This window comes from Streptomyces sp. WAC00040, from assembly GCF_056835925.1.
In genome coordinates this window covers 1,044,550-1,068,761 of the sequence record NZ_JAKQZE010000003.1, presented here as the reverse complement: position 1 = coordinate 1,068,761, position 24,212 = coordinate 1,044,550, and the positions used below count along the sequence as shown (strand labels likewise).

Here is a 24,212-nt window from a genome sequence, read left to right as displayed (position 1 = left end):
CCGCGGCCTCAAGCGGATGTGGTCCCCGGACCGATACGGACCGTCACAGCCCGCCGGTACGGTTGATCCATGAGTCACCGACCCGGCTCCGGCCTCGCGGCCGTGAGCACCGCGCTCCTCGCCATGAGCAGGCGCCTCGAGGTGCGCGACGTGCTGAAGACGATCGTGGCCTCGGCGCGCGAACTGCTCGACGCCGAGTACGCGGCGCTGGGCGTGCCCGATGACCACGGAGGCTTCGCCCAGTTCGTCGTCGACGGTGTCAGCGACGCCCAGTGGAAGGCGATAGGACCGCTGCCCCGGCAGCACGGCATCCTCGCCTCGATGCTCCGCGACGCGAAGCCCGAGCGGCTCGCGGACGTCCGCAAGGACCCGCGCTTCGAGGGCTGGCCGTCGGCCCACCCCGACATGTCGGACTTCCTCGGCCTGCCGATCAAGGACGGCGACGAGACCATGGGTGCCCTGTTCCTGGCCAACAAGAGGTGCCCCAAACCGCAGGGCGGCTGCGGTTTCACGGAGGAGGACGAGGAGCTGCTGGGCATCCTCGCCCAGCACGCCGCGATCGCCCTCACCAACGCCCGCCTCTATGAGCGCAGCCGCGAGTTGACCATCGCGGAGGAGCGCTCCCGCCTCGCACACGAACTGCACGACGCCGTGAGTCAGAAGCTGTTCTCCCTGCGGCTGACCGCTCAGGCCGCCGCCGCGCTCGTGGACCGCGACCCGGCCCGCGCCAAGGGCGAACTCCAGCAGGTGGCGGCCCTCGCCGCGGAGGCCGCGGACGAGCTGCGGGCTGCCGTCGTGGAGCTGCGCCCCGCCGCCCTCGACGAGGACGGCCTCGTCAACACCCTCCGGACCCAGATACAGGTCCTCGACCGCGCCCACAGCGCGCGCGTCACCTTCGACACCTGCGGGATCAGGGCGCTGCCCGCCGCCCAGGAGGAGGCGCTGCTGAGGGTCGCCCAAGAGGCCCTGCACAACGCGCTGCGCCATTCCGGCGCGGCTCAGGTGGACGTGGCGCTGATCCGCCGGGACCAGGGCGCCGTCCTCTCCGTCACGGACGACGGCAAGGGCTTCGAGCCCCGGGCGGTCCGCCGGGCCGGACGCCACCTCGGACTCGTCTCCATGCGGGACAGGGCGAGCGGCGTCGGAGGCAGGCTCAAGGTCGAATCGGCGCCCGGCAGGGGCACCACGGTCGAGATGGAGGTCCCCGGTGGCTGACAGGATGATCCGCGTGCTGCTGGTCGACGACCATCAGGTGGTGCGGCGCGGCCTGCGCACCTTCCTGGAGGTCCAGGACGACATAGAGGTCGTCGGCGAGGCCGGTGACGGCGCGGAGGGCGTCGCCCTCACCGAGGAGCTCGAGCCGGACGTCGTCCTCATGGACGTCAAGATGCCCGGCATGGACGGCATCGACGCCCTGCGGAAGCTGAAGGAACTGGCCAATCCGGCCAAGGTCCTCGTCGTGACGAGCTTCACCGAGCAGCGCACGGTGATTCCCGCCCTGCGCGCGGGCGCTTCGGGCTACGTGTACAAGGACGTGGACCCGGACGCGCTGGCCGGTGCCATCCGTGCCGTGCACGCGGGTCATGTGCTCCTCCAGCAGGAGATCGCGGGGGCGCTGCTCTCCGACGGCGATCCGGGCAACGGCACGGGCCGCGGGAGCAGCCTCACCGAGCGGGAGCGCGAGGTACTGGGCCTCATCGCGGACGGACGTTCGAACCGGGAGATCGCGCGGGCGCTGGTCCTCTCGGAGAAGACCGTCAAGACGCATGTCTCGAACATCCTGATGAAGCTGGACGTGGCGGACCGCACGCAGGCGGCGCTGTGGGCGGTGCGGCACGGGATGACGGACTGAGCGGAGCGTCACACTCCGATCCGAGATTCATACTGTCGGGTGTATGTCACCCATACGGCGCATCCTGATCCACTCGCGGGCGTTCTCCATGGCGTGCTGCGGCGGCCGGCCGCAGCGATTGCTCAGGAGGAATGACGAAGTGAAGAACCTGAAGAAGGCCGCAGCCCTCACGATGATCGCCGGCAGCCTCGTCGCCGCCGGCGCGGGCGTCGCGTCGGCCACGACCGGCGGCTCGCACGCCCACGGTGAGGCTGCGCACTCCCCGGGCGTCCTCTCGGGCAACCTGGTCCAGGCGCCGGTGCACGTCCCGGTGAACGTGGTGGGCAACACGGTGAACGTGATCGGCCTGCTGAACCCTGCGTTCGGCAACGTCGGCATCAACGGCTGACGCCTCCCCAGCTCGACCGCACGGCCCCGGGGCGCAGCCCTGGGGCCGTGCGGCGTTTCGACCGTGCCGGGTGGCCGCGGGCCTGTTCTCCTCCCTGCCCCTTCCCGAAACCGGCTCCGCCCGGACCCGTCACCGCGCTCCGCGAGGTGTTTCGGGGGCTCTGCCCCTTGGACCACCGCGCCTCGAACGCCGGCGAGGCTGAAGTTCCCGGTCGGCTTCAGCCCGCCGGGGGCCCCTTCCACGGCCGCCAGGCCGTAGGGGGAGATCGAGGGCACCGCGCGAAGCGCGGTACGCCGCCCGCAGGTGGAACGGGGCCGGGGCCTGCACCGGTTCGGGACGGGTGGGCAGGGGAACACGCCGCAGCTTCAGCTTCGCTCCCGTTCCTCCACGTACGCGTTGTACGCCGCCACCTGCGCCCTCCGTGCCACCCGTTCCACCGGCCGCAGCGCCTCGCCCCTCGCCGCCATCTCCGACGCGCTCACCGCGCCGCCGTGCCCGTTCTCGTACGCCACGGAGATCAGCAGGCCGATCCGCTGCGCGAGCTCCAGCACCCGCACCGCACGCGGCGGATAGCCCGGGGCCAGTGTCTCGGCCCCGCCGCGCCGCGCCCGGGCCCGGTACGCGTCGAGTGCCGCCTCCGCCATCGGCCCCGACGCCGCCACGTCGAGCCGTGTCAGTGTCTCCGTCGCGTCCCGCAGTGCTTCCGCGAGTTCACGCTCCGCCTCGCCGAGCGACGGCACGTCCGCCGGGGGAGCGTCCCGTACCGGCAGGCAGTGCCAGACGACCTCGACGTGGACGTCACCGTCCGGGCCCGCTTCGTAGACCTCGGGCACCAGCCCGTACGCGGCCCCCGTCGCGACGACCGCTTCCTCCGCCTCGAGTGCCCGCGCGTTGAACGCCGGCGGGCCGCTGAGCCCCAGAGGGTGTCCGGGGGCGGGGAGGGCGACCCGGAAGCCGGTCACGCCGAGCCCCCGCAGGCGCCCCAGCGCCAGAGTGAGACCGACCGGCGCCGTCTCCCCGGGCAGGCCCTCGACACGGTGCACCGCGTCGTCGCCGACGATCGCGTGCACTGCGTCGTCCGGTGACACAAGTCCGGCAAGAAGGGCGTTTCCCCATGCCGCCAACCGTCCTGAGCGTGGTTCCGAAAGCATGTCACCAGCCTAGGGACCGGGCCGGGCGATCGGAGCACTCACCCGGTGGCGTAGGTTTTCCCTGGGTGGTGTGCCCACAGGTGCACAAATGCACCCGAATCACACCCGAACACCTCAAGACGACTGCATGGGGAGACTACGCGCTCATGAGCGATGTACTGGAGCTGGTGGACGTATCCGTGGTCCGCGACGGACGCGCTCTGGTGGACGACGTCTCCTGGTCGGTCAAGGAAGGCGAGCGCTGGGTGATTCTCGGCCCCAACGGCGCCGGCAAGACCACCCTCCTCAACCTCGCCTCCAGCTATCTCTTCCCGACCAACGGCAAGGTGCAGATCCTCGGCGACCGCCTCGGTGCCGTCGACGTCTTCGAACTGCGGCCCCGCATCGGCATGGCAGGCATCGCCATGGCGGACAAGCTGCCCAAGCGCCAGACCGTCCTTCAGACGGTGCTGACCGCCGCCTACGGCATGACCGCGACCTGGCACGAGGACTACGACGAGGTCGACGAGCAGCGTGCTCGCGCGTTCCTCGACCGCCTCGGCATGACCGAGTACCTGGACCGCAAGTTCGGAACGCTGTCCGAGGGCGAGCGCAAGCGCACCCTGATCGCCCGCGCCATGATGACCGACCCCGAGCTGCTGCTCCTCGACGAGCCGGCCGCCGGGCTCGACCTCGGCGGCCGCGAGGACCTGGTCCGCCGCCTCGGCAGGCTCGCCCGTGACCCGTACGCCCCCTCCATGATCATGGTTACCCACCATGTCGAGGAGATCGCCCCCGGATTCACGCACGTCCTGATGATCCGCCAGGGCAAGGTGCTCGCCGCGGGCCCGATGGAGACCGAGCTGACCTCCCGTAACCTCTCGCGCTGCTTCGGCCTGCCGCTCGTCGTCGAGCGCAACGGTGAGCGCTGGTCCGCCCAGGGACTCCCGCTCGGCTGAAGTCGGCACAGCCGCCTCAAGGACGACTCCCGGAGGCGCGATTCCTTCACAGGCGACTCCTGCGCGTACAACTCCCTTACGGACGAACGCTTTACGGGCAAGGTGAGACCACCTCGCCCTCTGTCCCGAGCGTGCCCGGCGGACCTACCATGCCCATGTGGACATCGACGCATGGGTGTGGTGGCTGATCGGCGCGGTCGGACTGGGCATTCCGCTCGTGCTGACCGCCATGCCGGAATTCGGAATGTTCTCCGCGGGCGCGGTGGCAGCGGCCGTCGTGGCGGCGGTCGGCGGCGGCACGGTCGCCCAGGTGCTCGTGTTCGCGGCGGTGTCGGTGGCGCTCATCGCCGTCGTGCGCCCGATCGCCATGCGGCACAGATCGCAGAGTCCCGATTTCGCCAGCGGTGTGGATGCCCTGAAGGGTCGTCAGGCCATTGTGCTGGAACGGGTAGACGGCAACGGCGGCCGGATCAAGCTGGCCGGCGAGGTCTGGTCCGCCCGCGCCTTCGACGCGACCATGGCCTACGAAGAGGGCCAGCAGGTCGACGTCATTGAGATCGACGGGGCGACCGCCGTTGTCATGTGACGCACGCTCCACCCGCCCGGCGCACCGTTCCGCACGGATCGAGCATGGAACGGCCTGAAGCCACCGGGCAGAACGGGCCGAACGCCACACAGAGCAGCCCGTGTTCTGGGAAACTGATCATCGGACTCATCCGGCAGCGAAGGGCACAGGGAACGCGATGCAACCGATCATCATCGTCCTGATCATTCTGGTGGTGCTGGTCTTCATCGCCCTGATCAAGACGATCCAGGTCATCCCGCAGGCCAGCGCCGCCATCGTCGAGCGCTTCGGACGCTACACCCGCACCCTCAATGCGGGCCTGAACATCGTCGTCCCGTTCATCGACTCCATCCGCAACCGCATCGACCTGCGCGAGCAGGTCGTCCCCTTCCCGCCCCAGCCGGTGATCACCCAGGACAACCTGGTAGTCAACATCGACACCGTCATCTATTACCAGGTGACCGACGCCCGCGCCGCGACCTACGAGGTCGCCAGCTACATCCAGGCCATCGAGCAGCTCACCGTCACCACCCTGCGCAACATCATCGGCGGCATGGACCTCGAGCGGACCCTGACCTCCCGCGAGGAGATCAACGCGGCCCTGCGCGGCGTTCTCGACGAGGCGACCGGCAAGTGGGGCATCCGCGTCAACCGCGTCGAGCTCAAGGCCATCGAGCCGCCCACCTCCATCCAGGATTCGATGGAGAAGCAGATGCGTGCCGACCGTGACAAGCGCGCCGCGATCCTCACCGCCGAAGGCATCCGGCAGTCGCAGATCCTGACCGCCGAAGGTGAGAAGCAGTCGGCGATCCTGCGCGCAGAGGGTGAGGCCAAGGCGGCCGCGCTCCGGGCAGAGGGCGAGGCCCAGGCCATCCGTACCGTCTTCGAGTCCATCCACGCCGGAGACGCCGACCAGAAGCTGCTCGCCTACCAGTACCTGCAGATGCTCCCGAAGATCGCGGAGGGCGACGCCAACAAGCTCTGGATCGTCCCCAGCGAGATCGGCGACGCCCTCAAGGGTCTCAGTGGCGCCATGGGCAACTTCAACCCCATGGCCGGCATGGGCGGCGGCTCCGTGCCCAAGCAGACCGGCGGCAACGGCACCGAACGCCGCGAGCAGCCCCCCATCGACTGACGCCCACGCGCTTCATGCATGATCGGTGAGGGCCCCTCGACCTTGGAGGCGGGGAGGCGACTCACGGACCATGTAAGGAGATGGCGTTGTCCATCTGGGAAGCACTGGCGGTATTCGCGGCCGGCGTGGGAGCCGGCACCATCAACACCATCGTCGGCTCCGGCACCCTGATCACCTTCCCGGTGCTGATCGCCACCGGGCTGCCACCGATCACGGCGAACGTCTCCAACGCCCTGGGACTCGTACCCGGCTCCATCAGTGGTGCCATCGGCTACCGCGCCGAGCTGCGCGGACAGACCGGCCGGGTCCTTCGCCTCGGAGTCACCGCGCTCCTCGGCGGTCTGGCCGGCGCGATCCTGCTTCTCGCCCTGCCGTCCGAGGCGTTCGACACGATCGTCCCGGTACTCATCGCGCTCGCCCTGATCCTCATCATCGTCCAGCCGCGCCTGACCAAGGCCGTGCAGCGGCGCCACGCGGCACGCGGCACCGAGCCGCGCCCGAACGGCGGCCCAGCCCTCCACACCGGCCTGCTCCTCGCCAGCGCGTACGGCGGCTACTTCGGCGCCGCCCAGGGGATCCTCTACCTCTCCCTCATGGGCCTGCTCCTCGACGACAGCCTTCAGCGGATGAACGCCGTGAAGAACGTCCTCGGCGCCGTGGTCAACGGAGTCGCCGCCGTCTTCTTCCTCTTCGTCGCCGAGTTCGACTGGACCGCCGTCCTGCTGATCGCCGTCGGATCCGCCATCGGCGGACAACTCGGCGCCGGCATCGGCCGCAAGCTCAAGCCGGCCGTGCTGCGCGGCGTCATCGTCGTCGTCGGCACCGTCGCCATCGTGCAGCTCCTGCTCCGCTGACGACGACGAGACCCGCCCCCCTGTCCAAGGGGGGCGGGTCTCGTCTCGTCGTCACTGCTACGCGGCAGGCTGCGCCGCCAGCCAGTCCGGCAGCGCCGCACGCTCACCCGACCGCAGCCCCAGCAGCATCGCGTCCGCCGGCGACGGCACGAACGGCTCGTGCAGCAGCGGCATCCCCGCCTGCTCCGGCGTGCGGTCCGCCTTGCGGTGGTTGTCCTCGGCGCAGGACGCCACCGTGTTCAGCCAGCTGTCCGCGCCACCGTGCGATTTCGGCACAACGTGGTCCACCGTCGTGGCACGCCGCCCGCAGTAGGCGCACCGGTGCTGGTCCCTCACCAGCACACCCCGCCTCGACCACGGCGCCTGTCTTCGGAACGGAACCCGTACGTATCTGCAGAGCCTGATCACCCGGGGCACCGGAAGATCCACCGCCGCCGCACGCACCCGGAGCGCCGGGTGGGACTGCTCGACCACGGCCTTGTCCTGAAGCACCAGCACGACCGCGCGGTTGAGCGTCACCGTCGACAACGGCTCGAAGCTCGCATTGAGCACCAGTGTGTCCCGCATCCTGCCCACCTCCGTTCGCCGGCCCGGCCCCCGTCGGCGGGCATCAGCCTGGATCAACTCTGGCCGGGCGCGCCGAGATGGACAACGCAATATCTGTGCCTTGCCGGGGGAGGACACCTGAACCCCTGGCAACAAAACTGCCCTGCCCTGATCTCTCCAAGACCAGGGCAGGGCAAACTCCGGACGAACTCTCGGCCGACCTCTCGGCCGAAATGTCAGCCCTCCGCGGGGGCTTCGTACTCGCCGATCAGCTGGGCGCGCGCGATCGTGTGGAAGCGCAGATTGAAGCCGACGACCGCGGGAGAGGCATCGGAGTCCGGTCCGAGCTTCTCGGTGTCCACCGCGTACACGGTGAAGACGTACCGGTGCCTCTCGCCCGCCGGCGGAGCGGCCCCGCCGAAGTCCCTCGTCCCGTAGTCGTTACGGGCATGGACCACGCCGTCGGGCAGCCCCTCGAACTTCCCGCCGCCCGCACCCGCCGGCAGCTCCGTCACCGACGCCGGGATGTCGAAGAGTACCCAGTGCCAAAAACCACTGCCGGTCGGCGCGTCCGGGTCGAAGCACGTCACCGCGAAGCTCTTGGTCTCCGCGGGGAAGCCCTCCCAGCGCAGATGCGGCGAGCTGTTGCCCGCCGCCTGGACCTGGGAGTCCTTCAGTACCGACCCCGGCTCGATGTCGTCGCTCACCACGGTGAACGACGGCACCGCCGGATGAAAGTCGTGGGGAAGCGGAGCCCTCTTGAGCTCGGTCACGTCAAACCCTCCGAATCGGCCGTTCTGCGTCTCGCGTACCGCCTCTCGTACCGAGACTAGAGCCAGTTGCGACGGCCGCCGACATCCGCCAGCCACTGGTTGAGGTAGGCCGCCCAGTCGGTCGATCCGAAGTCCTCGTGGTCCACCTTGAAAGCCTTGTACGAGTCGCTGCTCTCACTGAAGAGGCCCGGCTTCTTGTCCATCTCCAAGATGACGTCCATCTCGCGGTCGTCGGCGACGAACGTCAGCTCGACCTGGTTCAACCCGCGGTACTGCTGCGGCGGGAGGAACTCGATCTCCTGGTAGAACGGCAGCCGCTGACGCGTCCCGCGGATGTGACCGCGCTCCATGTCGGCGCTCTTGAAGCGGAAACCGAGCTGGACGAAGGCGTCGAGGATCGCCTGCTGGGCCGGCAGCGGGTGCACATGGATCGGGTCCAGGTCGCCCGAGTCCACGGCGCGCGCGATCTCCAGCTCCGTCGTCACACCGATGTCCATCCCGCGCAGGTGCTGTCCCTCGATGGTGGTGATCGGGGTCTCCCAGGGGATCTCGAGCCCGAAAGGGACCACGTGCACCGCTCCGGCCTTCACCTCGAAGGCACCACCGAGCCGCTGCTTGGTGAACTCGATGTCCTGCTTGACCTCCTGGTCACCGCCCTCGACCTCGACGCGGGCCCGCAGACCGACGGACAGCCCCTCGATCTGCTGGTCCACCGAGCCGCCCTGGATACGAACCTCGCCCTGGACGACACCGCCGGGTACGACGTTCGCCTCGGTCAGCTCCGTCTCCACGGAGGCACCGCCGGCACCCATGCTCGCAAGCAGCTTCTTGAAGCCCATGTCCACTCCTTCTTGGTCCTGACCCCATACATACGCCCGATGACCGTAGTCGGTTCCCCTCGGCATCGAGCGGATCCCCGGTACGCTCGAACGCAATGATCGAGAGCTCCGACCGTACGCCGCTGCCCCGGGACTACTTCGACCGCCCGGTGCTGGAGGTCGCACCCGACCTTCTCGGCTGCACACTGACCCGCCTGACCGACGACGGCCCCATCGAGCTGCGCATCACGGAGGTGGAGGCGTACGCGGGAGAGGCCGACCCCGGCTCGCACGCCTTCCGCGGCAGAACGGCACGCAACGAGGTGATGTTCGGCCCGCCGGGGCACGCATACGTCTACTTCACCTACGGAATGTGGCACTGCCTCAATGTGGTGTGCGGCCCGGAGGGTCGGGCGAGCGGAGTCCTGCTCCGCGCCGGCGAGGTGACAGTGGGAGCCGACCTGGCGCGCAAACGACGACTCTCGGCCCGCCATGACAAGGAACTGGCCAAAGGCCCCGCCCGGCTGGCCACCGCGCTCGACGTGGACCGCAGTCTCAACGGAGCCGACTTCTGCCTCGGCCCGGATGCGCCCCTCTCTCTTCTCCCGGGACGCCGGCCGACGCCCGACCAGGTCAGGAACGGCCCGCGTACAGGTGTGGGCGGTGAAGGCGCATTCCATCCGTGGCGCTACTGGATAGACAGCGACCCGACGGTCAGTCCCTACCGGGCCCACGTGCCGCGCCACAGGCCCTCGACGCAACTTGACTCGGATGCCGGGGACGCCTAACGTAGCCCGAGCCGCTTGAGACGGAGCACTGCTGTTCAGCAGATCCGGAGCGGCCATCCACTACTTACGACATACCCAAAATGGGTGCGGTTTCGGCATGCCGGAATTCAAACCCGGACTCGATTATGAGTCGCCTGGGAAATCCGCTAAAGTAGTGGACACGCCGGAGGGCCGAAAGGCCGGAAAGCACACCGAGGAAATCGGATCGGAAAGATCTGATAGAGTCGGAAACGCAAGACCGAAGGGAAGCGCCCGGAGGAAAGCCCGAAGAGGGTGAGTACAAAGGAAGCGTCCGTTCCTTGAGAACTCAACAGTGTGCCAAAAATCAACGCCAGATATGTTGATACCCCGTCCATCTTCGGATGGTCGAGGTTCCTTTGAAAAAGTCCATCCCGCTTGCGGGGTGGCAATCACAGCGAGGACGCTGTGAACGACCGGTCTTATTCCGACCGGTTGTTCCGCTCTTCGGATGTGCACCCGATCACGGGTGAACATTCATGGAGAGTTTGATCCTGGCTCAGGACGAACGCTGGCGGCGTGCTTAACACATGCAAGTCGAACGATGAACCTCCTTCGGGAGGGGATTAGTGGCGAACGGGTGAGTAACACGTGGGCAATCTGCCCTTCACTCTGGGACAAGCCCTGGAAACGGGGTCTAATACCGGATAACACTGCGGATCGCATGGTCTGCGGTTGAAAGCTCCGGCGGTGAAGGATGAGCCCGCGGCCTATCAGCTTGTTGGTGGGGTGATGGCCTACCAAGGCGACGACGGGTAGCCGGCCTGAGAGGGCGACCGGCCACACTGGGACTGAGACACGGCCCAGACTCCTACGGGAGGCAGCAGTGGGGAATATTGCACAATGGGCGAAAGCCTGATGCAGCGACGCCGCGTGAGGGATGACGGCCTTCGGGTTGTAAACCTCTTTCAGCAGGGAAGAAGCGAAAGTGACGGTACCTGCAGAAGAAGCGCCGGCTAACTACGTGCCAGCAGCCGCGGTAATACGTAGGGCGCAAGCGTTGTCCGGAATTATTGGGCGTAAAGAGCTCGTAGGCGGCTTGTCGCGTCGGATGTGAAAGCCCGGGGCTTAACCCCGGGTCTGCATTCGATACGGGCAGGCTAGAGTGTGGTAGGGGAGATCGGAATTCCTGGTGTAGCGGTGAAATGCGCAGATATCAGGAGGAACACCGGTGGCGAAGGCGGATCTCTGGGCCATTACTGACGCTGAGGAGCGAAAGCGTGGGGAGCGAACAGGATTAGATACCCTGGTAGTCCACGCCGTAAACGTTGGGAACTAGGTGTTGGCGACATTCCACGTCGTCGGTGCCGCAGCTAACGCATTAAGTTCCCCGCCTGGGGAGTACGGCCGCAAGGCTAAAACTCAAAGGAATTGACGGGGGCCCGCACAAGCAGCGGAGCATGTGGCTTAATTCGACGCAACGCGAAGAACCTTACCAAGGCTTGACATATACCGGAAAGCATCAGAGATGGTGCCCCCCTTGTGGTCGGTATACAGGTGGTGCATGGCTGTCGTCAGCTCGTGTCGTGAGATGTTGGGTTAAGTCCCGCAACGAGCGCAACCCTTGTTCTGTGTTGCCAGCATGCCCTTCGGGGTGATGGGGACTCACAGGAGACTGCCGGGGTCAACTCGGAGGAAGGTGGGGACGACGTCAAGTCATCATGCCCCTTATGTCTTGGGCTGCACACGTGCTACAATGGCCGGTACAAAGAGCTGCGAAGCCGTGAGGCGGAGCGAATCTCAAAAAGCCGGTCTCAGTTCGGATTGGGGTCTGCAACTCGACCCCATGAAGTCGGAGTTGCTAGTAATCGCAGATCAGCATTGCTGCGGTGAATACGTTCCCGGGCCTTGTACACACCGCCCGTCACGTCACGAAAGTCGGTAACACCCGAAGCCGGTGGCCCAACCCCTTGTGGGAGGGAGCTGTCGAAGGTGGGACTGGCGATTGGGACGAAGTCGTAACAAGGTAGCCGTACCGGAAGGTGCGGCTGGATCACCTCCTTTCTAAGGAGCACATGGCCGACTGCGAGCGAATGACTCGCACGGTTGCTCATGGGTGGAACGTTGATTATTCGGCACAGTTGATGGATGAATTCACCAGTACTGCTTCGGCGTGGAACGTGATCACCATCCGGGACTGTTCCGGGCACACTGTTGGGTGTCTGAGGGTGCGAGCGTTGCTCGTCCTTCGGGATGCCGGCCCCAGTGAACTCACCTTGAAAAGGGTGGGGTGATGGGTGGCTGGTCGTTGCTTGAGAACTACACAGTGGACGCGAGCATCTGTGGCCAAGTTTTTAAGGGCGCACGGTGGATGCCTTGGCACCAGGAACCGATGAAGGACGTGGGAGGCCACGATAGTCCCCGGGGAGCCGTCAACCAGGCTTTGATCCGGGGGTTTCCGAATGGGGAAACCCGGCAGTCGTCATGGGCTGTCACCCGCTGCTGAACACATAGGCAGTGTGGAGGGAACGAGGGGAAGTGAAACATCTCAGTACCCTCAGGAAGAGAAAACAACCGTGATTCCGGGAGTAGTGGCGAGCGAAACCGGATGAGGCCAAACCGTATGCGTGTGATACCCGGCAGGGGTTGCGCATACGGGGTTGTGGGATCTCTCTTTCATTGTCTGCCGGCAATGAGACGAGTCAGAAACCGTATGAATAGGCGAAGGACATGCGAAAGGTCCGGCGTAGAGGGTAAGACCCCCGTAGCTGAAATTCATGCGGCTCGTTTGAGAGACACCCAAGTAGCACGGGGCCCGAGAAATCCCGTGTGAATCTGGCGGGACCACCCGCTAAGCCTAAATATTCCCTGGTGACCGATAGCGGATAGTACCGTGAGGGAATGGTGAAAAGTACCGCGGGAGCGGAGTGAAATAGTACCTGAAACCGTGTGCCTACAAGCCGTGGGAGCGTCGCTGTATGTGCTTGCACATGCAGTCGTGACTGCGTGCCTTTTGAAGAATGAGCCTGCGAGTTAGCGGTGTGTAGCGAGGTTAACCCGTGTGGGGAAGCCGTAGCGAAAGCGAGTCCGAACAGGGCGATCGAGTTGCACGCTCTAGACCCGAAGCGGAGTGATCTAGCCATGGGCAGGTTGAAGCGGAGGTAAGACTTCGTGGAGGACCGAACCCACCAGGGTTGAAAACCTGGGGGATGACCTGTGGTTAGGGGTGAAAGGCCAATCAAACTCCGTGATAGCTGGTTCTCCCCGAAATGCATTTAGGTGCAGCGTCGTGTGTTTCTTGCCGGAGGTAGAGCACTGGATAGGCGATGGGCCCTACCGGGTTACTGACCTTAGCCAAACTCCGAATGCCGGTAAGTGAGAGCGCGGCAGTGAGACTGTGGGGGATAAGCTCCATGGTCGAGAGGGAAACAGCCCAGAGCATCGACTAAGGCCCCTAAGCGTACGCTAAGTGGGAAAGGATGTGGAGTCGCAGAGACAACCAGGAGGTTGGCTTAGAAGCAGCCACCCTTGAAAGAGTGCGTAATAGCTCACTGGTCAAGTGATTCCGCGCCGACAATGTAGCGGGGCTCAAGCGTACCGCCGAAGTCGTGTCATTCCAGCATGAGGGCCAACGCCCGCTGGGATGGGTAGGGGAGCGTCGTGTGCCGGGTGAAGCAGCCGCGGAAGCGAGTTGTGGACGGTTCACGAGTGAGAATGCAGGCATGAGTAGCGATACACACGTGAGAAACGTGTGCGCCGATTGACTAAGGGTTCCTGGGTCAAGCTGATCTGCCCAGGGTAAGTCGGGACCTAAGGCGAGGCCGACAGGCGTAGTCGATGGACAACCGGTTGATATTCCGGTACCCGCTTTGAAACGCCCAATATCGAATCAGGCGATGCTAAGTCCGTGAAGCCGCCGGCTGAGTCTTCGGACGAGGTCGGAGTGGTGGAGCCGACGAACCAGACTTGTAGTAGGTAAGCGATGGGGTGACGCAGGAAGGTAGTCCAGCCCGGGCGGTGGTTGTCCCGGGGTAAGGGTGTAGGACGTGGGGTAGGCAAATCCGCCTCACACATAGTCTGAGACCTGATGCCGAGCCGATTGTGGTGAAGTGGATGATCCTATGCTGTCGAGAAAAGCCTCTAGCGAGTTTCATGGCGGCCCGTACCCTAAACCGACTCAGGTGGTCAGGTAGAGAATACCGAGGCGTTCGGGTGAACTATGGTTAAGGAACTCGGCAAAATGCCCCCGTAACTTCGGGAGAAGGGGGGCCATCACTGGTGATCCGATTTACTCGGTGAGCTGGGGGTGGCCGCAGAGACCAGCGAGAAGCGACTGTTTACTAAAAACACAGGTCCGTGCGAAGCCGTAAGGCGATGTATACGGACTGACGCCTGCCCGGTGCTGGAACGTTAAGGGGACCGGTTAGTCACTCTTCGGGGTGGCGAAGCTGAGAACTTAAGCGCCAGTAAACGGCGGTGGTAACTATAACCATCCTAAGGTAGCGAAATTCCTTGTCGGGTAAGTTCCGACCTGCACGAATGGCGTAACGACTTCTCGACTGTCTCAACCATAGGCCCGGTGAAATTGCACTACGAGTAAAGATGCTCGTTTCGCGCAGCAGGACGGAAAGACCCCGGGACCTTTACTACAGTTTGATATTGGTGTTCGGTTCGGCTTGTGTAGGATAGGTGGGAGACTGTGAAGCTTGGACGCCAGTTCAGGTGGAGTCGTCGTTGAAATACCACTCTGGTCGTGCTGGATGTCTAACCTGGGTCCGTGATCCGGATCAGGGACAGTGTCTGATGGGTAGTTTAACTGGGGCGGTTGCCTCCCAAAGGGTAACGGAGGCGCCCAAAGGTTCCCTCAGCCTGGTTGGCAATCAGGTGTTGAGTGTAAGTGCACAAGGGAGCTTGACTGTGAGACCGACGGGTCGAGCAGGGACGAAAGTCGGGACTAGTGATCCGGCGGTGGCTTGTGGAAGCGCCGTCGCTCAACGGATAAAAGGTACCCCGGGGATAACAGGCTGATCTTCCCCAAGAGTCCATATCGACGGGATGGTTTGGCACCTCGATGTCGGCTCGTCGCATCCTGGGGCTGGAGTCGGTCCCAAGGGTTGGGCTGTTCGCCCATTAAAGCGGTACGCGAGCTGGGTTTAGAACGTCGTGAGACAGTTCGGTCCCTATCCGCTGTGCGCGTAGGAGTCTTGAGAAGGGCTGTCCCTAGTACGAGAGGACCGGGACGGACGAACCTCTGGTGTGCCAGTTGTCCTGCCAAGGGCATGGCTGGTTGGCTACGTTCGGAAAGGATAACCGCTGAAAGCATCTAAGCGGGAAGCCTGCTTCGAGATGAGGACTCCCACCTCCTTGAGAGGGTAAGGCTCCCAGTAGACGACTGGGTTGATAGGCCGGATATGGAAGCCCTGTAAGGGGTGGAGTTGACCGGTACTAATAGGCCGAGGGCTTGTCCTCATTTGCTCGCGTCCACTGTGTGGTTCCCGGGTTGCGAACAGTCGCACCGGTTGAACCAGTTTCACTTATTAACTAAAAAGTGTGCTTGTTCGCTAGAACCCGATAGGGTTTCGGTGGTCATAGCGTTAGGGAAACGCCCGGTTACATTCCGAACCCGGAAGCTAAGCCTTTCAGCGCCGATGGTACTGCAGGGGGGACCCTGTGGGAGAGTAGGACGCCGCCGAACAATCTTTCAGGACCCTTGGTCCAGCGTTCACGCTGGACCAAGGGTCCTTTTTGTTTTGCCGAGATGACGAAGCGCGGCCGATCGCCGGCTGCGCGAGAATGACTGTGGTACCCGATGACAGGAGTCACGCCGATGTCCCCCAACTCTTCCGACGATCGTCCGGAACGCGAACCGCGTCGCAAGGACGGTGGTGACAGGGGCGGCTTCCGCGGTGGTCGCGACGACAGGGACCGGGGTCCCCGCCGTGACAACGACCGCGGTGACCGCGGTGGCTTCCGTGGTGCCCGCGACGACCGCGGCGGTCGCCCCGCCGGTGGTGGCGGTGGCGGCGGCTTCCGCCGTGACGACCGCCCCGGTGACCGCGACCGTGGCCCGCGCCGCGAGGACGACCGCGGTGGGTACCGAGGCTCCCGCGACGGTGGCGACCGCGGTGGGCGCCCGAGCGGCGGTGGCGGATACGCACCTCGCCCCGCCGGCGGCGGCGGTGGCTTCCGGCGGGATGACCGTCCGGGTGGTTTCCGTCGTGATGACCGTCCCGGTGGTGACCGTGGTGGTTACCGCGGGCCGCGTGACGACCGTCGTGACGAGCGTCCCGCCGGTACCGGTGGCGGTTTCCGCCGCGACGACAGGCGCGATGACCGCCGTGACGACAGGCGTGACGACCGTGGTGGTCGCCCCGCCGGTGGTGGCGGTGCCGGTGGCGGTTTCCGACGTGACGACCGTTCCGGCCAGAGCGGCTACCCGCGTCGCGATGACCGTCCGGGTGGTTTCCGTCGTGATGACCGTCCCGGTGGTGACCGTGGTGGTTACCGCGGGCCGCGTGACGACCGTCGTGACGAGCGTCCCGCCGGTACCGGTGGCGGTTTCCGCCGCGACGACAGGCGCGATGACCGCCGTGACGACAGGCGTGACGACCGTGGTGGTCGCCCCGCCGGTGGTGGCGGTGCCGGTGGCGGTTTCCGACGTGACGACCGTTCCGGCCAGAGCGGCTACCCGCGTCGCGATGACCGTCCGGGTGGTTTCCGTCGTGATGACCGTCCCGGTGGTGACCGTGGTGGTTACCGCGGGCCGCGTGACGACCGTCGTGACGAGCGTCCCGCCGGTACCGGTGGCGGTTTCCGCCGCGACGACAGGCGCGACGACAGGCGTGACGAGCGTCCCGCCGGTGCCGGTGGTGGTTTCCGCCGCGACGACCGCCGCGACGACAGGCGTGACGACCGTGGTGGTCGCCCCGCCGGTGGTGGCGGTGCCGGTGGCGGTTTCCGACGTGACGACCGTTCCGGCCAGAGCGGCTACCCGCGTCGCGATGACCGCCGTGACGACAGGCGTGACGACCGTTCCGGTCAGAGCGGGTACCCGCGTCGCGACGACCGGCAGGGTGGCTTCCGCCGCGACGACCGCTCCGGTGGCGGGGCTTACGCGCGGCGTGACGACGAGCGTGGTGGCTTCCGTGGCCCCCGCCGCGAGGAGCGCGACCGCGGTGGTTACCGCGGCTCCCGTGACGACCGCGGTGACCGTGGTGACCGCGGCGGCTACGGGCGGCGTGACGAGCGGGACCGTCCCGACCGCGAGCCCGTCAAGCGGCTCCCCATCCCCGACGACGTCACGGGCGACGAGATCGACAAGGATGTCCGCCAGGAGCTCCAGAGCCTGCCGAAGGGCCTCGCGGAGGAGGTCGCCCGGAACCTCGTCATGGTCGCGAACCTGATCGACGAGGACCCCGAGCAGGCCTACGCCTACTCCCGTATCGCGCTGCGGCTCGCTTCCCGTGTCGCCGCCGTGCGTGAGGCCTCGGGCTTCGCCGCTTACGCGACGCAGAAGTACTCGGAAGCGCTGGCCGAGTTCCGGGCGGCGCGGCGGATGACGGGCACCGTGGAGCTGTGGCCCGTCATGGCCGACTGCGAGCGTGGGCTCGGACGGCCCGAGCGGGCGCTGGCGATGGCCGGCGAGCCCGAGGTGCAGAAGCTGGACAAGGCCGGCCAGGTCGAGATGCGGCTCGTCGCCGCCGGGGCGCGCCGGGACATGGGGCAGCTGGACGCCGCCATCGTGACCCTGCAGAGCCCCGAGCTCGCCTCCAACTCCGTTCAGCCCTGGACGGCGCGGCTGCGTTACGCGTACGCCGACGCGCTTCTCGCGGCCGGCCGTGAGAACGAGGCCCGGGAGTGGTTCGCCAAGGCGCTCGAGGCAGACAAGGACGGCGCCACCGACGCGTCGGACCGACTCGCCGAGATGGACGGTGTCGAGTTCGTCGACGCGCTGCACGACGACGAGGACGAGGACGCCGAGATCCACGAGGGCGCACAGGGCGACCGGGGCGCAGAGGTCGACGCGGGGGACGACGACCTGAGCGGCGACGGCGGCTCCGAGGCCGTCACCGACCTCGACACCGGCGCCGAAGGCGCCGAGCCGGACGCCGGCTCGGACAGCTCCGGCGACCAGTCGTAACGCGCGCACATGAAATGAGGGCGGCACCCGGTCCACGGGTGCCGCCCTCAGTCGTTTCCGTCCGGATGTCAGTCCAACGCGAGGCTCCGTAGAACCAGTCCCGTCGCCGGCTTCGGTCCGAACGACGTCGACTTGCGGGGCATCGTGACGCCTTGAAGCGCCAGCTCCCGCACGACGTCTTCCCGGACCGGGTGCATCAGCACCGCTGTGCTGCCGTCGCGTTCCGCCTTGGTCACGGCCGACGGGGCGTCGTGGATGTAGGCGATGTGCCCGGGGTCGTCAGGGATCTGCCACACCTGTTCCAGGAGTGTGGAGTGCAGCACCGTGGCGTCCAGGGTGCGCCATGCCTCCGGCGGACCGCTCGGTACCGTGCGGTTCAGCAGTCCGGCGTCCGGACGGTCGACGAGGTGGAACCGGCCGTCCCCGGCGAGGAGGAAGGCATTGCCCTCGCCGGCGGCGTCGGCCAGGGCGTCCAGGGCATGCGGCAGCGGTACGTCGAGGTGCGTGACACGGAAGGAACCGCTCAATGCGGTGAGCGCCCGGTCGACCGGCAGGCCGTGCAGCAAGCGGTGGATGGCCCGTACCTGAAGGGGGTAGCGGGCGGAGTCGACCAGCAGCACCAGGCCGTAGTTCCACGGGCCGGGCGCCGTTTGTTCCGCGCGCAGCCGCAGATAGGTCGCCCAGCGGTGGTGGCCGTCGGCGATCATCGCCTGATGCCGTTTCAGGTCATCCTGGACCTCGGACAGTTCCCCCTCATCCGTGACGCACCACAGGCGGTGGCTGAAGCCGTCCTCCGTGGTCGTGGAAAGCAGCGGCGAGCGCCGGACGGTGCGCTCGATGACGGCCGTCGTGCCCATGGCCTTGCCGGAGCTGCGGTACGTGAGAAGCAGCGGTTCCAGGTTCGCCGCCGTCGTGCGCATCAGGGACGCACGGTCGGCGACGACGTCCGGCATGACGCCCTCGTGGGGCAGGACCACGCCGTCGGACGGCTCCGAGAGCGCCAGCGCCCCGATGACGCCGCGTTGCAGGACATCACCCTTGCGCTGCTCGTAGACGTACAGGGCGGGCTGGTCGTCCGCGGCGAGGACGCCTTCCTCGAGCCAGCGCGTGAGCGTCTGCGCGGCCTGGTGGTGGCGGTCCTCCGGGGTGGTCGCCTGGGGAAGGATCAGGCGCACGATGTTGTGCGGGTCCGCCGACTCCAGGTGGTGCAGGCCGTCCGGTCTGACGACCACGTCGTACGGCGGCGAGGTCACGGCGGCGAGGCTGCCCACCCGCTCGGGGACGTAGCGCAGTCCGCGGAACGGGATCAGACGCAGGCCGCCATCGGCCGCAGGACCTTCGTTGTTCATCAGGGCATCGTAAGCGCGTCACGGCATGAGCGATGATCGGGGGAGCGGACCCGGTCACCGGGAGCGCGGGAACCAGCGAGGAGCGGAAGCGGATGAGTCAGCAGGGCGTGAACCGGCCGAGCGGAAGCACACGGGCGCTGAGCGAGGCGTACGACACCGCCCTCCTCGACCTCGACGGGGTCGTGTACGCGGGCGGGGTGGCGATCGTGCACGCCGTCGAGTCGCTGGCGACGGCCAGGGAGCAGGGCATGCACCTGGCGTACGTGACGAACAACGCGCTTCGCACCCCCGATGTCGTGGCTGCCCATCTGACCGAGCTGGGCATCCCGACCGGGCCCGACGACGTGATCAACTCCGCGCAGGCGGTGGCCCGGCTGATCTCCGAGCAGGTTCCTCCCGGTTCACGGGTGCTGGTGATCGGGGGCGACGGGCTGCGGGTCGCGCTGCGCGAACGCGGTCTCGTGCCGGTGGAGTCGGCGGACGACGACCCCGCCGCGGTCGTGCAGGGCTACGGCGGTCCCGAGCTGGCTTGGGGGCGGTTCGCGGAGGCCTGTTACGCGATCGCGCGGGGTGTGCCGTGGTTCGCCTCCAACACAGACCTGACGATCCCGAGCGCCCGCGGCATCGCGCCCGGCAACGGCGCCGCCGTCGAGGTCGTCCGGATCGCTACAGGGGCCGAGCCGCAGATCGCGGGCAAGCCGCTGCCGCCGATGCACAAGGAGACGATCCTGCGTACCGGCGCCGAGCGACCGCTGGTCGTGGGCGACCGGCTGGACACGGACATCGAGGGGGCGTTCAACGGCGGCGTCGACTCGCTGCTCGTACTGACCGGGGTGACGGACGCGGCGCAGCTGCTCACCGCCGTGCGGCGGCACCGGCCGACCTACGTCGACGCCGACCTGCGCGGCATGCTGACCGGGCAGCCCGAAGTGACCGAGCGCGACGGCGTGTTCGGCTGTGGCGGATGGACGGCGTCGGCGCGCGCGGACGAACTGGCGCTCGACGGCGACGGCGATCCGCTGGACGGCCTGCGCGCGCTGTGCGGTGCCGCGTGGACGAACGCGGGCGACGGTTCCTGCACCCTCGACGCGGGGAAGGCGCTGGCCCGGCTGGGCTTTTAGGACTCCCCGGCCGGCAGCCTCTCTCCGAGAGGTGATGCGAGGGTAGGCTAACCTAACCACCGTGTTGGTCGAGAGTCCCCCGAAACGGAGCGCGGAGCCTGCGTCCGCACCCGCAACACCCAAGCGCCACGCCCTGCGTGCCTTGGGGCTGCTGGTGTCGTGCGGCGTCCTGCTGCTGATCTGCGTCGCGAGTATCGCCGTGGGCGCCAAGTCGATTCCGCTCTCCGACGTGTGGGACGGGCTGTTCCACAGCACGGGCACCAACAACGACGTGATCATCAGGGACGTCCGCGTCCCGCGGACCCTGCTGGGGCTCGTCGTCGGCGCGGCTCTCGGCGTCGCCGGCGCTGTGATGCAGGCTCTGACCCGCAACCCGCTCGCCGAACCCGGCCTGTTGGGCGTGAGCGCGGGAGCGTCGGCCGCGGTCGTCTCAGCCATCAGCTTCCTCGGCGTCACCTCGCTCACCGGCTATGTGTGGTTCGCGTTCCTCGGCGCCGCCGTGGTCTCCGCCGCCGTGTACGTCCTCGGCGGCAGCCGCGGCGCCACCCCCGTACGCCTCGCGCTCGCCGGCACGGCCGCCACCGCCGCGCTGTACGGCTACATCAACGCCGTCCAACTGCTGGACGCGGCCGCGCTCGACCGCCTGCGGTTCTGGACGGTCGGTTCGCTCGCTTCCGCCGACATGGGGACCATCAGCAAGGTCCTGCCGTTCATCGCCGCCGGACTGGCGCTCTCCATGCTGCTGGCCCGGCCGCTGAACGCGATGGAGATGGGCGACGACACCGCCCGCTCGCTCGGCGCGCACCTGACCCGCACCCGCGTCCTGTCGATGCTCGCCATCACCCTGCTGTGCGGTGCGGCGACCGCGGCCTGCGGCCCCATCGTCTTCGTCGGTCTGATGATCCCGCACGTCGTCCGCGCCGTCACCGGCCCGGACATGCGGTGGATCCTGCCGTACGCGGCGGTCCTCGCGCCCGTCCTCCTGCTCGGCGCGGACGTCGTCGGCCGGGTCGTCACCCGGCCCTCCGAGCTTCAGGTCGGCATCGTCACCGCACTGATCGGCGGGCCTGTCTTCATCCAACTCGTACGCCGCAAGAGGATGGCCCAGCTGTGAAGGCCGTGAAAGCAATACGCACGCCGGGCGGGCTGTCCGTACGGCTCGACGCCCGCGCGGCGTCCGTCGTCACGCTGCTCGCGATGGCCGCGGCGGCCGTCGCGGTCGTCCTCATCGGCAGCGGCGACTTCCCGATGTCGTTCGGCGACGTGACCGCCACACTCCTCGGAAACGGCACCGCGGCACAGGAGTTCATCGTCCAGGACGTGCGGCTGCCGCGGGTGCTGGTGGCGATACTCGTCGGAGCGTCGCTCGCCCTCAGCGGCGCGATCTTCCAGTCCCTGTCCCGGAACCCGCTCGGCAGCCCCGACGTCATCGGCTTCTCCCAGGGATCCACCGTCGGCGCGCTCACCGTGATCGTGCTCTTCAGCGGCGGCTCGCTCGCCGTCGCCGGCGGCGCGGTCGCCGGCGGACTCGTCACCGGCATCGCCGTCTACACGCTCGCGTGGAAGCGCGGGGTGCAGGGCTTCCGGCTGGTACTCGTCGGAATCGGCGTCGCCGCCATGCTCACGGCGGTCATCCACTTCTTGATCACCAAGGCCAACCTGGTCGACGCCACCAGGGCCACGCTCTGGATGACCGGCTCTCTCGACGGCCGCGACTGGGCGCAGGTGTGGCCGCTGGCCGGCATGTGCGCGGTCCTGATGCCGGTCGTGTTCGCGCACGGACGGCCGCTGCGGATGCTGGAGATGGGCGACGACGCGGCGTACGCGCTCGGCGTCCCCGTCGAGCGCACAAGAATCGTCCTCATGGGGTCCGGTGTGCTGTTCATCGCCGTCGCAACGGCCGCCGCGGGGCCCATCGCCTTCGTGGCCCTCAGCGCACCCCAGCTGGCCCGCCGGCTCACGCGCTCGCCCGGACCGAACCTGGCCGCGGCCGCCGTCATGGGAGCGGCCCTGCTCCTGATCGCGGACTGGGCCGCCACCAACGCGTTCGGCGACCGCATGCTGCCGGTCGGCGTCGTCACGGCGGTGCTCGGCGGCGGCTACCTGCTCTGGCTGCTCGTCACCGAACGCAAGGCGGGGCGGATATGACGGCGGGTATGGACACGGACAGGGTCAAGCACATGCGTACGGGCGCGGGGGGGACCCCCGCCCGCCTCACAGAGAACTCCAGGAGTACGACGACGATGCAGCGCCTCACCGCGGAATCCGTCACCCTCGGCTACGACCAGCGGGTCATCGCGGAGGACCTGTCCGTCGAGATACCCGACAACTCCTTCACCGTGATCGTCGGCCCCAACGCCTGCGGCAAGTCGACGCTGCTGCGCGCCCTTTCGCGGATGCTCAAGCCCACGAAGGGCAGGGTCCTGCTCGACGGGGAGGCCATCCACTCACTGCCCGCGAAGAAGGTCGCCAGGACGCTGGGACTGCTGCCGCAGTCGTCCATCGCACCCGACGGGATCACGGTCGCGGACCTCGTGGCGCGCGGCCGTTACCCGCACCAGGGACTGCTGCGCCAGTGGTCGCCGGAGGACGAGCGGATCGTCGAGGAGTCGATGGCCGCGACGCGGGTCGGCGAGCTGGCCGACCGATACGTCGACGAGCTGTCCGGCGGACAGCGCCAGCGGGTCTGGATCGCGATGGCGCTGGCCCAGCAGACGCCGCTGCTGCTGCTCGACGAGCCGACCACCTACCTCGACATCCAGCACCAGCTCGAGGTGCTGGACCTGTGCGCGGAGCTGCACGAGTCGCAGGGGCGCACGCTGGTCGCCGTCCTGCACGACCTCAACCAGGCCGCGCGCTACGCCACGCACCTCGTCGCCCTCCGCGACGGGAGGATCGTCGCGGAGGGAGCGCCGTCGGAGGTGGTCACGGCGGAGCTGGTGCAGCAGGTGTTCGGTGTGAAGAGCCAGATCATCGAGGACCCGGAGTCCGGCACACCGCTGGTGATCCCGGCGTCGCGGCGGGGGGTCGGCGCGAAGGTGTCGTGACGGAGGGGTGGGCGGCGGGGCGGGTGCGGGTGCGTGGCCGTGTGGGTCCGCGGCGCGTGCGGGTGCGTGGCGCCTGCGGCGGGCTGTTTCCCCTCCCCTCCCCTCCCCTCCCCTCTCCCTATGGCTTGGCGGCAGTGGGGGACCGCCACTTTCCGAAGCCGGGCTCCGCGGGGGCCCGGCACCGCGCTGCGCGCGGTGTTTCGGGGGCTCTGCCCCCGCACCCCCGCGCCTCGAACGCCGGCGGGGCCGGAGTGGGGGGCACCCCCACGGCCGCCGGGCCGTAGGGGGCAATGGAGGGCACAGCGCGGAGCGCGGTACGCCGCCCGCAGGGTGGTACGGGGTCCGGGTTCTGCCCACCGCGCGGCGGAGCCGCACATCGGTACAGCGGGGAGGGGAGACGCGCCGCGGCTAGAGGAGCGTGCGCAGGCGCAGCAGGTCGCGGAAGCCCGCCTCCAGGCGGACCCGCCCCGACGCCCACGCCTTCGCGAAGTTCAGCGAGCCGTCCACCATCGACACCAGGTCGTCGCCCGTCATCGCGAGGCGGATCTGGGCCTTCTCGCGTGGCGGTCCCTGTGCGGTGTCCGTCACCGTGATCCGGCCGTCCGCCAGCCGGCCGGTGAACGTGACGTCCAGGTCCGTGATGTGGCAGCTGAGGGAACGGTCGAGGGCGGCGGCGGTCCGTACGTCGCCGTTCGCCGTCGCCAGGTTGTCGGAGAGTCTGTCGAGCGCGCCGCGGCACTCCTGCGTTGTGGTCATCGGCGGCGACGTTACCGCAGGGCTTCACGGTAG

At 67.6% G+C, this 24,212-nt stretch carries 19 protein-coding genes, 3 rRNA genes and 1 pseudogene; 17 read left to right on the top strand and 6 right to left on the bottom strand.

Annotated elements, in window-relative coordinates; genetic code table 11:
• Window positions 1-69 precede the first annotated feature (69 nt).
• The 3 genes from MDN94_RS30355 to MDN94_RS30345 all read left to right on the top strand — a co-directional run bounded on the left by MDN94_RS30355 (window position 70) and on the right by MDN94_RS30345 (window position 2,240).
• A complete protein-coding gene (locus tag MDN94_RS30355) occupies window positions 70-1,215 on the top strand; it encodes a GAF domain-containing sensor histidine kinase (RefSeq protein ID WP_482729021.1) in 1,146 nt (381 codons plus the stop codon).
• Window positions 1,208-1,852 carry a response regulator gene (locus tag MDN94_RS30350; protein ID WP_482729020.1) on the top strand — a complete coding sequence of 215 codons (645 nt, stop codon included), beginning with the start codon at window positions 1,208-1,210 and terminating at the stop codon, window positions 1,850-1,852. The genes MDN94_RS30355 and MDN94_RS30350 overlap by 8 nt, the downstream gene beginning before the upstream one ends.
• A 139-nt stretch (window positions 1,853-1,991) precedes the next feature.
• Window positions 1,992-2,240: a chaplin gene (locus MDN94_RS30345; RefSeq protein ID WP_482729129.1), complete on the top strand. Its 249-nt coding sequence runs from the start codon at window positions 1,992-1,994 to the stop codon at window positions 2,238-2,240.
• 365 nt (window positions 2,241-2,605) lie between these two features.
• On the opposite strand, the gene MDN94_RS30340 is transcribed toward MDN94_RS30345, so the two are convergent.
• Entirely contained in the window at window positions 2,606-3,391 is a 786-nt protein-coding gene (locus MDN94_RS30340) for a hypothetical protein (RefSeq protein WP_482729019.1), read from the bottom strand.
• 146 nt (window positions 3,392-3,537) lie between these two features.
• Here MDN94_RS30340 and MDN94_RS30335 point away from each other — a divergent pair, with 146 nt between their 5' ends.
• The 4 genes from MDN94_RS30335 to MDN94_RS30320 all read left to right on the top strand — a co-directional run bounded on the left by MDN94_RS30335 (window position 3,538) and on the right by MDN94_RS30320 (window position 6,883).
• Window positions 3,538-4,329: an ABC transporter ATP-binding protein gene (locus tag MDN94_RS30335; RefSeq protein ID WP_482729018.1), complete on the top strand. Its 792-nt coding sequence runs from the start codon at window positions 3,538-3,540 to the stop codon at window positions 4,327-4,329.
• A gap of 157 nt (window positions 4,330-4,486) precedes the next feature.
• Window positions 4,487-4,915: an NfeD family protein gene (locus tag MDN94_RS30330; RefSeq protein WP_482729017.1), complete on the top strand. Its 429-nt coding sequence runs from the start codon at window positions 4,487-4,489 to the stop codon at window positions 4,913-4,915.
• A gap of 157 nt (window positions 4,916-5,072) precedes the next feature.
• Window positions 5,073-6,029, top strand: a complete 957-nt coding sequence (locus tag MDN94_RS30325; protein ID WP_100106479.1) for an SPFH domain-containing protein — start codon at window positions 5,073-5,075, stop codon at window positions 6,027-6,029.
• Between the two features lie 80 nt (window positions 6,030-6,109).
• Window positions 6,110-6,883 carry a sulfite exporter TauE/SafE family protein gene (locus tag MDN94_RS30320; protein ID WP_482729016.1) on the top strand — a complete coding sequence of 258 codons (774 nt, stop codon included), beginning with the start codon at window positions 6,110-6,112 and terminating at the stop codon, window positions 6,881-6,883.
• Window positions 6,884-6,940: 57 nt separating this feature from the next.
• Here the strand turns inward: MDN94_RS30320 and MDN94_RS30315 are convergent, their stop codons facing one another.
• The 3 genes from MDN94_RS30315 to MDN94_RS30305 all read right to left on the bottom strand — a co-directional run bounded on the left by MDN94_RS30315 (window position 6,941) and on the right by MDN94_RS30305 (window position 9,041).
• Window positions 6,941-7,450, bottom strand: coding sequence for an HNH endonuclease (locus MDN94_RS30315; RefSeq protein ID WP_159693308.1), 510 nt, complete (start codon window positions 7,448-7,450; stop codon window positions 6,941-6,943).
• Between the two features lie 215 nt (window positions 7,451-7,665).
• On the bottom strand, window positions 7,666-8,202 hold the full coding sequence (locus MDN94_RS30310; RefSeq protein WP_482729015.1) for a YbhB/YbcL family Raf kinase inhibitor-like protein: 537 nt from the start codon (window positions 8,200-8,202) through the stop codon (window positions 7,666-7,668).
• A 56-nt stretch (window positions 8,203-8,258) separates the two neighbouring features.
• Entirely contained in the window at window positions 8,259-9,041 is a 783-nt protein-coding gene (locus tag MDN94_RS30305) for a sporulation protein (RefSeq protein WP_482729014.1), read from the bottom strand.
• 95 nt (window positions 9,042-9,136) lie between these two features.
• Between MDN94_RS30305 and MDN94_RS30300 the strand changes: the two genes are divergently transcribed.
• From MDN94_RS30300 to MDN94_RS30275, 6 genes and pseudogenes are all read left to right on the top strand, one after another.
• A complete protein-coding gene (locus MDN94_RS30300) occupies window positions 9,137-9,808 on the top strand; it encodes a DNA-3-methyladenine glycosylase (RefSeq protein ID WP_482729013.1) in 672 nt (223 codons plus the stop codon).
• A gap of 494 nt (window positions 9,809-10,302) precedes the next feature.
• Window positions 10,303-11,830: ribosomal RNA gene (locus MDN94_RS30295) — 16S ribosomal RNA — on the top strand.
• Window positions 11,831-12,110: 280 nt separating this feature from the next.
• Window positions 12,111-15,235, top strand: a 23S ribosomal RNA gene (locus MDN94_RS30290).
• 109 nt (window positions 15,236-15,344) lie between these two features.
• Window positions 15,345-15,461: ribosomal RNA gene (rrf, locus tag MDN94_RS30285) — 5S ribosomal RNA — on the top strand.
• Together the 16S, 23S and 5S rRNA genes form the textbook arrangement of a ribosomal RNA operon.
• Window positions 15,462-15,575: 114 nt before the next feature.
• Window positions 15,576-16,775, top strand: a pseudogene (locus MDN94_RS30280) (hypothetical protein); the annotation flags it as partial.
• Between the two features lie 378 nt (window positions 16,776-17,153).
• Window positions 17,154-17,906: a tetratricopeptide repeat protein gene (locus MDN94_RS30275; protein WP_482729128.1), complete on the top strand. Its 753-nt coding sequence runs from the start codon at window positions 17,154-17,156 to the stop codon at window positions 17,904-17,906.
• A gap of 68 nt (window positions 17,907-17,974) precedes the next feature.
• Here MDN94_RS30275 and MDN94_RS30270 read toward each other — a convergent pair whose 3' ends face one another.
• Window positions 17,975-19,255: a DUF1015 domain-containing protein gene (locus MDN94_RS30270; RefSeq protein ID WP_482729012.1), complete on the bottom strand. Its 1,281-nt coding sequence runs from the start codon at window positions 19,253-19,255 to the stop codon at window positions 17,975-17,977.
• Window positions 19,256-19,347: 92 nt separating this feature from the next.
• Here MDN94_RS30270 and MDN94_RS30265 point away from each other — a divergent pair, with 92 nt between their 5' ends.
• From MDN94_RS30265 to MDN94_RS30250, 4 genes are all read left to right on the top strand, one after another.
• Window positions 19,348-20,376 (top strand): HAD hydrolase-like protein, encoded by a 1,029-nt coding sequence (locus MDN94_RS30265; protein WP_482729011.1) that lies wholly within the window; start codon window positions 19,348-19,350, stop codon window positions 20,374-20,376.
• A 61-nt stretch (window positions 20,377-20,437) separates the two neighbouring features.
• Window positions 20,438-21,490 (top strand): FecCD family ABC transporter permease, encoded by a 1,053-nt coding sequence (locus MDN94_RS30260; RefSeq protein ID WP_482729010.1) that lies wholly within the window; start codon window positions 20,438-20,440, stop codon window positions 21,488-21,490.
• Window positions 21,487-22,524 (top strand): FecCD family ABC transporter permease, encoded by a 1,038-nt coding sequence (locus MDN94_RS30255; RefSeq protein ID WP_482729009.1) that lies wholly within the window; start codon window positions 21,487-21,489, stop codon window positions 22,522-22,524. The genes MDN94_RS30260 and MDN94_RS30255 overlap by 4 nt, the downstream gene beginning before the upstream one ends.
• 95 nt (window positions 22,525-22,619) lie before the next feature.
• Complete coding sequence (locus MDN94_RS30250) at window positions 22,620-23,423, top strand: ABC transporter ATP-binding protein (RefSeq protein WP_482729127.1); 804 nt, start codon at window positions 22,620-22,622, stop codon at window positions 23,421-23,423.
• 408 nt (window positions 23,424-23,831) lie between these two features.
• On the opposite strand, the gene MDN94_RS30245 is transcribed toward MDN94_RS30250, so the two are convergent.
• Window positions 23,832-24,179, bottom strand: coding sequence for an SCP2 sterol-binding domain-containing protein (locus tag MDN94_RS30245; protein WP_482729008.1), 348 nt, complete (start codon window positions 24,177-24,179; stop codon window positions 23,832-23,834).
• Between the last annotated feature and the right edge of the window lie 33 nt (window positions 24,180-24,212).

What these genes read in the sequence shown, in the direction of transcription:
- MDN94_RS30355 (WP_482729021.1), top strand. Translation starts at nt 70, where the DNA reads ATGAGTCACCGACCCGGCTCCGGCCTCGCGGCCGTGAGCACCGCGCTC.
- MDN94_RS30340 (WP_482729019.1), bottom strand. Translation starts at nt 3,391, where the DNA reads ATGCTTTCGGAACCACGCTCAGGACGGTTGGCGGCATGGGGAAACGCC.
- MDN94_RS30335 (WP_482729018.1), top strand. Translation starts at nt 3,538, where the DNA reads ATGAGCGATGTACTGGAGCTGGTGGACGTATCCGTGGTCCGCGACGGA.
- MDN94_RS30325 (WP_100106479.1), top strand. Translation starts at nt 5,073, where the DNA reads ATGCAACCGATCATCATCGTCCTGATCATTCTGGTGGTGCTGGTCTTC.
- MDN94_RS30320 (WP_482729016.1), top strand. Translation starts at nt 6,110, where the DNA reads ATGGCGTTGTCCATCTGGGAAGCACTGGCGGTATTCGCGGCCGGCGTG.
- MDN94_RS30315 (WP_159693308.1), bottom strand. Translation starts at nt 7,450, where the DNA reads ATGCGGGACACACTGGTGCTCAATGCGAGCTTCGAGCCGTTGTCGACG.
- MDN94_RS30305 (WP_482729014.1), bottom strand. Translation starts at nt 9,041, where the DNA reads ATGGGCTTCAAGAAGCTGCTTGCGAGCATGGGTGCCGGCGGTGCCTCC.
- MDN94_RS30300 (WP_482729013.1), top strand. Translation starts at nt 9,137, where the DNA reads ATGATCGAGAGCTCCGACCGTACGCCGCTGCCCCGGGACTACTTCGAC.
- MDN94_RS30275 (WP_482729128.1), top strand. Translation starts at nt 17,154, where the DNA reads ATGGTCGCGAACCTGATCGACGAGGACCCCGAGCAGGCCTACGCCTAC.
- MDN94_RS30270 (WP_482729012.1), bottom strand. Translation starts at nt 19,255, where the DNA reads ATGAACAACGAAGGTCCTGCGGCCGATGGCGGCCTGCGTCTGATCCCG.
- MDN94_RS30265 (WP_482729011.1), top strand. Translation starts at nt 19,348, where the DNA reads ATGAGTCAGCAGGGCGTGAACCGGCCGAGCGGAAGCACACGGGCGCTG.
- MDN94_RS30250 (WP_482729127.1), top strand. Translation starts at nt 22,620, where the DNA reads ATGCAGCGCCTCACCGCGGAATCCGTCACCCTCGGCTACGACCAGCGG.
- MDN94_RS30245 (WP_482729008.1), bottom strand. Translation starts at nt 24,179, where the DNA reads ATGACCACAACGCAGGAGTGCCGCGGCGCGCTCGACAGACTCTCCGAC.